At 40.8% G+C, this 3,669-nt stretch carries 3 protein-coding genes; all 3 read left to right on the forward strand.

All coding sequences use genetic code 11. The features are described 5' to 3' along the window. Positions 1 to 189: 189 nt before the first annotated feature. The 3 genes from EII32_RS11020 to EII32_RS11030 all read left to right on the forward strand — a co-directional run bounded on the left by EII32_RS11020 (position 190) and on the right by EII32_RS11030 (position 3,210). The gene (locus EII32_RS11020; RefSeq protein WP_125235433.1) at positions 190 to 405 is read left to right on the forward strand and encodes a DUF4492 domain-containing protein; all 216 of its coding nucleotides are present in this window, start codon (positions 190 to 192) and stop codon (positions 403 to 405) included. A gap of 20 nt (positions 406 to 425) precedes the next feature. Next, complete coding sequence (locus EII32_RS11025) at positions 426 to 1,988, forward strand: cytochrome ubiquinol oxidase subunit I (protein ID WP_125235434.1); 1,563 nt, start codon at positions 426 to 428, stop codon at positions 1,986 to 1,988. A 79-nt stretch (positions 1,989 to 2,067) separates the two neighbouring features. Then, entirely contained in the window at positions 2,068 to 3,210 is a 1,143-nt protein-coding gene (locus EII32_RS11030; protein WP_125235435.1) for a cytochrome d ubiquinol oxidase subunit II, read from the forward strand. Positions 3,211 to 3,669: the final 459 nt, after the last annotated feature.

A 3,669-nucleotide genomic window follows, 5' to 3' on the forward strand; every position in this document is an offset into this window, starting at 1 on the left:
GTCATTGCAGAAGATAGGTCGCTAAATCATTACCTGCTGAAAATCATAACTCAAAAGGCTGTTCATAGCCAATTACTTAGACCTAAATGATAGATTTTTTAAGAAAAAAATAAAAACATTTGCATGTCGTAAAGAAAAAAAGTATCTTTGCATATTAATATTCATTTTAAATCCATGCCATAGGCAACAATGAACAAATGTAATTTTTTATACAGGGTATTCGATTTGTATTACGACGGATTTCGTAACATGAGACTCGGCAAGACGTTGTGGTTGATAATCGGCATCAAATTGTTTGTGATTTTTGTAATCCTTAAAATATTTTTCTTTCCCAACTTTATATCGCAACATAGTGAAAAAGGGAAGGAATCTTCGTTCGTGGCGACTGAAATATTAAACAGATAACTTAAAAAAATAAGCAAATTATGAATAACCTACTACTTACAGTTGACGCAGGAGCGATAGATTGGGCGAGAGCACAGTTTGCGCTTACCGCCATTTATCACTGGCTCTTCGTTCCGCTGACACTTGGATTGGCACTAATAATGGCCATTGTGGAAACGTGCTATTATAACACGGGAAAACAATTCTGGAAAGATGCGGCACGTTTCTGGCAGAAACTATTCGGAGTGAACTTTGCAATGGGTGTGGCAACGGGAATTATCCTTGAATTTGAGTTCGGAACAAACTGGAGTAACTATTCATGGATTGTCGGTGACATTTTCGGAGCACCGCTCGCCGTGGAAGGTATAGTGGCATTTTTTATGGAGAGTACTTTTGTGGCAGTGATGTTTTTCGGCTGGCAGAAAGTATCGCGAGGTTTCCATCTCGCATCTACATGGTTAACCGGTATCGGAGCAACAATATCGGCATGGTGGATACTCGTTGCGAACTCGTGGATGCAATATCCTGTGGGATGCGAATTTAATCCCGATACGATGCGCCATGAGATGGTATCGTTTTCAGAGGTAGCCTTGTCACCATTCGCAATAGACAAATTCTTTCACACGGTAATATCGACGTGGATTATCGGTGCAATATTCGTGGTTGCTGTGTGTTCGTGGTATCTGCTAAAGAAGCGTGATACGAAATTGGCAGTGGAGAGTATAAAAATTGCTTCCGTGGTAGGACTCGTTTCTTCTCTACTTGCAGCAGCGACAGGCGACGAGAGCGCATACAGAGTGGCGCAAGTGCAGCCGATGAAACTTGCAGCCATGGAGGGACTTTACAACGGAGGAACCAATCAAGGGATTACGGTATTTGCAATGATAAACCCGTTTAAACAACCTGATTACAAGAATGAAAAAGAGCCCCCCATGAAAATGGAAGTACCGGGCGCATTGTCATTCCTTGCCACAAGAAACATGAACGGATATGTACCCGGTGTTAACGATTTGATAAACGGTTATACCACGCCCGACGGAAAGATGGAAATATCATATAACGAGAAAATAGAGAAAGGAAAACTTGCCATAACCGCACTCGGCAACTACCGCAAGGCAAAGGCTGCCGGAAACGAGGCAGAGGCACAGCGACAACTGCCGATACTGAAAGTAAACATGCCTTATTTCGGTTATGGATATATCAAGAACGTTGATGAACTTGTGCCGCCAATTCCAGTATGTTTCTATGCTTTCCGAATAATGGTTGGTCTCGGAACGCTGTTCATATTGTTCTTTGCCGTGATGGTGTTCATTGCATACCGAAAGGATATTGCAAACAGTAAAAGATGGTTTTTATGGCTTGGAATAATATTGTTGCCGATGGGATACTTGGGAAGCGAGAGCGGATGGCTCGTGGCCGAGTTCGGACGCCAGCCTTGGACAATACAAGACATGTTGCCGACGACTGCCGCAATAAGCAACATCTCCGCAGGAGCAGTAGCATTTACGTTCTTCCTCTTTATCACACTATTTACCACAATGCTTGCAGTGGAGATTAATATCTTGCTGAAACAGATAAAGAAAGGACCGCAGTATGAACGATGAGCGAAATTGTGAATTGAAAACACAATGTCGCGCAATATATAAGACAAAAAATATTTAACATTTAAATCTAAAATAAAATATGACATACGATTTCTTGCAACATTATTGGTGGTTCCTGATATCACTTCTTGGTGCACTGCTTGTTTTCTTATTGTTTGTACAGGGTGGAAACTCGTTGCTGTTTACACTCGGAAAGACTGCAGAGGAACGTCGCATGATGATAAACAGCACCGGACGAAAATGGGAAATAACATTTACAACACTTGTTACTTTCGGCGGAGCTTTCTTCGCATCGTTCCCATTGTTTTATAGCACCAGTTTCGGCGGAGCATATTGGTTGTGGATGTTGATACTGTTTTCTTTCGTTTTGCATGCGGTAAGTTACGAGTTTCAGAATAAATTGGGTAATTTCCTCGGAGTTAAAACATTTCAATGGTTTCTCGTGCTGAACGGTGTTCTTGGACCATTGCTTCTCGGTGGTGCCGTGGCAACATTTTTCAATGGCTCGAATTTCATCGTGGCAAAACAGAATTTTACCGATGGGATGCAACCCGTGATAAGCAGTTGGGCAAATGCATCGCATGGTCTTGACGCACTACTTGACCCTTGGAATCTTATTCTTGGTTTTGCAGTGTTCTTCCTTGCACGTGTTCTCGGTAATCTTTATTTCATAAACAACATAGATGACGAGACAATTAACAATCGATGCCATGCCAAATTGTTGGGAGACGCGGTACCTTTCCTCATTCTCTTTGTGGCATTCCTCGTACGCACCATACTCAAAGACGGTTACGCATACGACCCTGCAACGGGAGTGATATTTATGGAACCGATGAAATATCTAAACAATCTGATGTCTATATGGTATCTTGCCGTTGTTCTGCTTATAGGCGTAGCACTCGTACTATACGGAATAATACTTCCTGTTGTCAGGAAAACATATAGAAAAGGTATATGGTTTGCCGGACTGGGAACTATACTCACGGTACTTGTACTGTTCCTAATCGCCGGATGGAATGGTACAGCCTACTATCCGTCAAACGCGTACTTGCAGAGTTCGCTCACTATCCATAACTCGTCAAGCAGCGAATTTACTCTGCGTACCATGTTCTATGTGTCGCTACTCATTCCTTTTGTCCTTGCATATATTGTTTATGTTTGGCGTTCACTCGACCGCAGACAGATAACAAAAAAAGAGATGGCAGAAGAAGATGCATATTAAAATACTTGGCACGAACGGATGCTTTACCAGTAATGATAAAAGTCACTCGACAACAGAGTGACTTTTATCATTATTATATTATAATACATACTATTATATATAAAAAGAGGAAAAATAACTTTTTAATATACTATTATTTTCGAACAACTACTTATTGAACTTGCGGACTTGTTTTTGCGTACAAGATACTAAAAAATGACTAAGTATTAACTAAACGGGGATTAAAACTTGGTTATATGTAAAGAAACGCGAAAATTTTATCTCTTTTCTGAAAAATATATTGAAAAAGTTTTGGTGGTATCGGGAAATGTAGTACCTTTGCATTCGCTTCGCTTCTGAAAAATGTTGCGAGGCTATTTAAAAGGATGAGTTCTTTGATATTGTTCAATGAGACAGAGAAGTAGTACAATGACAAGCGGGGCGTTTTGTTTTTTTTTCGACATTGCGTCCCGGGTATAA

Origin of the sequence: Prevotella sp. OH937_COT-195 (genome assembly GCF_003932845.1) — a bacterium.
Taxonomy (GTDB): Bacteria; Bacteroidota; Bacteroidia; order Bacteroidales; family Bacteroidaceae; genus Prevotella.